5 protein-coding genes are annotated in these 6,000 nt (G+C 71.3%); 3 read left to right on the forward strand and 2 right to left on the reverse strand.

What is annotated here, in order from left to right; translation table 11 throughout:
• Nucleotides 1–3 precede the first annotated feature (3 nt).
• Nucleotides 4–1,656: a DNA repair helicase XPB gene (locus tag AB0J69_RS14830; protein WP_364117030.1), complete on the forward strand. Its 1,653-nt coding sequence runs from the start codon at nt 4–6 to the stop codon at nt 1,654–1,656.
• Between the two features lie 203 nt (nt 1,657–1,859).
• Here AB0J69_RS14830 and AB0J69_RS14835 read toward each other — a convergent pair whose 3' ends face one another.
• On the reverse strand, nt 1,860–2,195 hold the full coding sequence (locus tag AB0J69_RS14835; protein ID WP_364117031.1) for a hypothetical protein: 336 nt from the start codon (nt 2,193–2,195) through the stop codon (nt 1,860–1,862).
• A 109-nt stretch (nt 2,196–2,304) separates the two neighbouring features.
• On the opposite strand from AB0J69_RS14835, the gene AB0J69_RS14840 reads away from it, so the two are divergent.
• Together AB0J69_RS14840 and AB0J69_RS14845 are read left to right on the forward strand one after the other, a co-directional pair.
• Complete coding sequence (locus AB0J69_RS14840) at nt 2,305–4,317, forward strand: AAA family ATPase (protein ID WP_364117032.1); 2,013 nt, start codon at nt 2,305–2,307, stop codon at nt 4,315–4,317.
• Between the two features lie 64 nt (nt 4,318–4,381).
• Entirely contained in the window at nt 4,382–4,912 is a 531-nt protein-coding gene (locus AB0J69_RS14845; RefSeq protein WP_364117033.1) for a YbhB/YbcL family Raf kinase inhibitor-like protein, read from the forward strand.
• A 615-nt stretch (nt 4,913–5,527) separates the two neighbouring features.
• Here the strand turns inward: AB0J69_RS14845 and AB0J69_RS14850 are convergent.
• Entirely contained in the window at nt 5,528–5,758 is a 231-nt protein-coding gene (locus tag AB0J69_RS14850) for a hypothetical protein (RefSeq protein ID WP_364117034.1), read from the reverse strand.
• Nucleotides 5,759–6,000 lie beyond the last annotated feature (242 nt).

Consider the following 6,000-nt stretch of genomic DNA (forward strand, 5'->3'; position numbering starts at 1 on the left):
GATATGCCAGTGAGCGATGGACCGCTGATCGTCCAGTCGGACAAGACGCTGCTGCTCGAGGTCGACCACGAGCGGGCCGACGCCTGCCGTAAGGCGATCGCGCCGTTCGCCGAGCTCGAGCGCGCTCCAGAACACGTGCACACCTACCGCGTCACCCCGCTGGCGCTGTGGAACGCCCGCGCCGCCGGCCACGACGCCGAGCAGGTCATCGACGCGCTCATCGGCTACAGCCGCTACCCGGTGCCGCACGCGCTGCTGGTCGACGTCGCCGAGACCATGGCGCGATACGGCCGGCTGCGGCTGGAGAAGGACCCCGTCCACGGCCTGACGCTGACCTCCACCGACCGGGCCGTGCTCGAAGAGGTGCTGCGCTCCAAGAAGATCCAGCCGATGCTGGGCGATCGGATCGGCGCCGACTCGGTCGCCGTGCACCCGAGCGACCGGGGCAACGTCAAGCAGGCCCTGCTCAAGCTGGGCTGGCCGGCCGAAGACCTGGCGGGCTACGTCGACGGCGAGCAGCACCCGATCAAGCTGCTGCAGGACGGCTGGGAGCTGCGGCCCTACCAGCGCGAGGCGGCCGAGGCGTTCTGGAACGGCGGCTCCGGCGTGGTCGTGCTGCCCTGCGGCGCGGGCAAGACCATCGTCGGCGCGGCCGCCATGGCCCACGCCGAGGCCACCACGCTCATCATGGTCACGAACACGGTCTCGGCCCACCAGTGGAAGACCGAGCTGCTCAAGCGCACGTCGCTGACCGAGGACGAGATCGGCGAATACTCCGGCACGAAGAAGGAGATCCGCCCGGTCACCATCGCCACCTACCAGGTGATGACCACCCGGCGCAAAGGCGTCTACAGCCATCTGGAGCTCTTCGACGCCCGCGACTGGGGCCTCATCGTCTACGACGAGGTGCACCTGCTGCCCGCGCCGATCTTCCGGATGACCGCCGACCTGCAGGCCCGCAGGCGCGTCGGGCTGACCGCGACGCTGGTGCGCGAGGACGGCCGCGAGGGCGACGTGTTCTCGCTGATCGGTCCCAAGCGCTACGACGCGCCCTGGAAGGAGATGGAGAACCAGGGCTGGATCGCCCCGGCCGACTGCGTCGAAGTACGCGTGACGCTGACGGACGAGGAGCGGCTGGCGTACGCGATGGCCGAGGCCGAGGAGCGCTACCGCTTCTGCGCCACCACGCCGTCCAAGACCAAGGTCACCGAGGCGCTGGTCCGGCGCCACCTGGGCGAGCAGGTGCTGGTCATCGGCCAGTACATCGACCAGCTCGACGAGCTGGGCGAGCACCTCAACGCGCCGGTCATCAAGGGCGAGACGCGGGTCAAGGAGCGCGAGCGCCTCTACCAGGCGTTCCGCGACAAGGAGATCCAGGTGCTGGTGGTGTCGAAGGTGGCCAACTTCTCCATCGACCTGCCGGAGGCGGCCATCGCGATCCAGGTGTCGGGCACGTTCGGCTCGCGTCAGGAGGAGGCCCAGCGGCTCGGGCGGGTGCTGCGGCCCAAGGCCGACGGCGGGGGCGCGCGGTTCTACACGGTGGTCAGCAGGGACACGGTGGACCAGGAGTTCGCGGCGCACCGGCAGCGGTTCCTGGCCGAGCAGGGATACGCGTACCAGATCATCGACGCCGACGACGTGATGGGCGGGGTGTGAGGTTGTGATGCCCGGCCGCTCGCCCGAGCGGCCAGGCATTCAGCGTGGTGTCACGTCCACGAGACTCCGCGGGCCGACGACATTCGAACCACCCCCCTCACCTGCGTACTATCACGCCGCCTGCGACATACCCCCATGATCCGGCAAACGCACCTGATATGCCCGATTTTTTCGGTATTCACAGGTTCATTGAAGCTTGCGGCCTATCGCACCAGTAGCCCTCCGAGGAACAGCACGCCCTCGGCCGCGACCCAGGCCAGCACCCCGGCACCCATCAGGCGTGTGAACGCCCGCGAATCGTTCCTTGACCACGGGAGCAGCCAGGCGGCCGCCGTGCAGCTGGCGGCGAGCGCGGCGAACAACCCCGACACGGTGGAGACCGTGCCCAGGCGCCGGGAGCACGCCGAGGTGGCCTCGCCACCGGCGCAGAACGCCTCCAGCCCCCACCCGGCGAACACCGACAACCCCCACAGCGCAGCAAGCAGAAAGCTCGCGATCGTGGGGATGATCGGCGAGAAATGGAGTTGGACCCGCACCACCTCCTGACCGTACCCCGGTAAATGCTTTGGAAGCTCGCGCGAGGCGCGATTAGACTGGCCGATTCGCTGCCTTGACCACCTCCGTAACGAACCAGGGAGGCGCTTCCGCATGCCCGCACACCAGCTGGCGCCCGACATACCCCCCGAGATGCCCACGGACGTACTCGCCGCCGAGCAGGCACACCTGGCCGAGTCCAGGGCCGCGCTCAAGGCCATGCGCGCGCACGCCCAATCCCTGTCCGCGGACGCGGCGGGCGACTGGGTGTCGCAGCAGGTCCTCCAGTCCCTGCTCGACCAGCGCGTGGCCGCGCTGGCCGACCATCCGGACACGCCGCTGTTCTTCGGCCGCCTCGACCGCGCCGCCGGGGACGACCTGCCCGGCACGATCTACGTCGGCCGCCGCCATGTCCACGACGGCGGCAGCAAGCCGCTGGTCATCGACTGGCGCGCGCCCGTGTCCCAGGCGTTCTACCAGGCCAGCCCGGCCGACCCGATGGGCGTCGTACGCCGGCGCCGCTTCGGCTACCACGGCGGCCACCTCACCGCGTTCGAGGACGAGCCGCTCGGCGAGGGCGTCGAGATCGGCCCCTCGAAGATCCTCACCGACGAGATCGAGCGCCCGCGCACCGGCCCAATGCGCGACATCGTGGCCACCATCCAGCCCGACCAGGACGAGATCGTCCGCGCCACGCTGGCCCAGACCGTGTGCGTGCAGGGCGCCCCGGGCACCGGGAAGACCGCCGTCGGCCTGCACCGGGCCGCCTACCTCCTCTACACCCACCGCGAGCGGCTGGCCAGGTCCGGCGTCATGATCGTCGGGCCCAACCGGGCCTTCCTGTCCTACATCTCCTCGGTGCTGCCCGCGCTCGGCGAGGTCAAGGTCGACCAGACCACCGTGGCCGGGCTGCTCGGCGAGCACACCGCGCCGGAGGACCCGCTCGTGGCGGCGGTGAAGGGCGACGCCAGGATGGCGGCGGTGCTCGAACGCGCGCTCTGGCTGCACATCGTGAAGCCGGAAGAGGGCCTGGTGTTCACGAAGGGCGCCTACCGCCACCGGGTGGCCGACTACGAGGTGCGCGAGATCGTCGCCTCCTTGCGCGGCACCACGCGGTACAACCCCGGGCGGGCGGCGCTGGCGCAACGGCTGGCCCACATGGTGCTGGTCAGGATGGAGCAGCGCGGCGAGTCGCCCGACGACCGGGTGCAGGACGCGGTCGCCAGGTCGAAGCCGGTCAAGCAGCTCGTGGACGCGGTGTGGCCCAAGCTGGCGCCCGAACAGGTCCTGCACCGGCTCCTGTCCGACCCGGAGTTCCTGGCCCGCGCCGCCAAATCCGATTTGTCGCCTGACGAGCAGGAAATGCTGATTTGGCGGAAGCCGTACCGGAGCTGGAAGTCCGCGAAGTGGTCCGCCGCGGACGCCGCGCTCCTCGACGAGCTCCGCGACCACATGGAACGCACGCCGTCCCTGGGCCACCTCGTGGTGGACGAGGCCCAGGACCTCTCCGAGATGCAGCTCAGGGCGCTCGGCCGGCGCTGCCGCAACGGCTCGGCCACCGTGCTGGGCGACCTGGCCCAGGGCACGACGCCGTGGTCGACCAGCTCGTGGGAGTCGGTGCTCGAACACCTGGGTCAGCGCGAGGGCGAGGTGACGGAGCTGACGCTCGGCTTCCGCGTGCCACGTGAGGTCCTCGACTACGCGGCCCGGCTGCTCCCCTCCATCGCGCCCGACCTGGCCGCGCCACGCTCGCTGCGTCCCGGCCTCGGCTCGCTCACGGTCCGCCCGGGCGGCTCGATCGCGCAGGCCGCCCAGGAGGCGCTGGCCAAGGACGGCTCGATCGGCGTCATCGTCCCGGACGCGCTGGTCACCGAGGCCTCCCGTTCGCTGGCGAGCCTCCCCCACGCCGTGCTCGACCCCGACTCCGCCGAGGAACACCGCCTCCTGATCGTCCCCGCCACCCTGGCCAAGGGTCTGGAGTACGACCACGTCATCGTGGTCGAGCCCGCCGACATCGTCGAGGCCGAGCCCCGGGGCCTGGCCCGGCTGTACGTCGTACTGACCCGGGCGGTCACGTCCCTGACGGTGCTGCACGACAAGGCGCTCCCGGCACAGCTGGCGGCCTGAGGGGCGACGGGCACGGCCGCTTCTAGGATGGCTGGGCAAGCAGCTCTCAACCTAGGAGGATGCCGTGCCCGCACCCCTTCCCCATGAACACCTGCCGTCGGCCCCCGCGCTCGTGGTCGAGAGCGACGACCTCCAGGACGGTGCAAGGCTCAACGACCTCCACGTCTTCAACGACTGGGGCATGACGGGGGGCAACCTGTCCCCCCACCTGCGCTGGTCCGGCGCTCCGGAGGGCACCCGCGGCTACGCCGTCACCTGCTACGACCCCGACGCGCCCACGGGCAGCGGCTTCTGGCACTGGGTCCTGTTCGACCTGCCGGCCTCGGTGACGGAGCTCCCCACGGGCGCCGGCACGGCCCCTGACTTCAAGGGCCTGCCGGAGGGGGCGGCGCACGCCCGCAACGACTACGGCCTCAAGGCGTACGGCGGCGCGGCCCCGCCTCCCGGGGACCCGCACCGGTACGTGTTCACGGTGCACGCTCTGGGGGTGGACTCGCTCGGGGTGGACAGCGACGCCAGCCCGGCGGTGGTGGGCTTCAACATCACCGCCAACACCCTGGCCCGCGGCCACGTCATCGCCCACTACGGCGTCTGACCCTACCCGCCGCCGACCGCCCTCAAGCCGGTCGGCGGCCCACCCCTCCCAACGGGGCGGGCGGCCCCGCGCCGCGCTCGACGCAGACCGCACCCACGCCGGCGCCGCGCCGAGCGCGGGCCAGGTGGACGGCCCCGCGCTGCGGACGGCGCCGACCAGGCGTGTGACCTCGCGCTACGGACGGCGCCGGGGAGTGCGTGCGACCTCGCACTGCGAACGGCGCGGGGCGGGCGTGCGACCTCGCACTGCGTAAGACACCAGCCCCGGCGCGGCGACTCCGCGCTGCGGAGGGCCAATCTCCGCAGCCCCGCACTGAGCAAGGCGCCGGCCCCGGCGCGCAGCCCCGCCTTGCGCGAGGCACCGGCCCGGCGTGCGGCCCCGCGCTGCGGACAGCCGCCCCGGCGTGCAGCCCCCGCACCGGGCAAGGCGTGTGCGGGGGTGCAGGCCGCCGAGCGGGCACCCGGGCATCGAAGCGCCCCGCCGCGATGGGCGGGGCGCTTCACCGTGGGGCCGCGGCCGCGTGGCGATCAAGGTGGCCGCGGCACCACAGGCACGGGACCGGACGACCGCCGGTGGGTCAGGGACCGCCGGCAGTCCGCGCTCGGGCCCCCGCTGTCACTCGACCACCACGGCGCCCGACGTGCACGCCATGAGCTGCGGCAGCAGCGTGTCGAGAAGCCCGATCCCCGTGGTCATGTTCGGCAGGCACAGCGGCCCCTGAAGCTGGCGCAGGAGGCTGAAGTCGGCCTCATAAACCTCGTCGGCATGCGCCGGGGCCACCGTGGCGGTGGCGGCGGCCAGGGTCAGGACGGCGATGCCGAAAATACGCTTGCTGCGGGAAAGCATCCTCTACTCCTTCGTTGAGGCGAGTGTGGCCACCACCTTTCCTCACTCCAAGTAGTCGATCAATTGTGAAACGTAATGGCAGATAAACAAAAACAAGAGCGGCCCGGAAAAATCCGGGCCGCCCTTCGTACCAGCGACGAGAAAAGACCTAGAAGTCCATGTCGCCGCCACCCGGCATGGCCGGAGCAGCGGGGGTCTTCTCGGGCTTCTCGGCGATGACGGCCTCGGTGGTGAGGAAGAGC

This window comes from Nonomuraea sp. NPDC049709, assembly GCF_040674815.1.
Taxonomy (GTDB): Bacteria; Actinomycetota; Actinomycetes; order Streptosporangiales; family Streptosporangiaceae; genus Nonomuraea.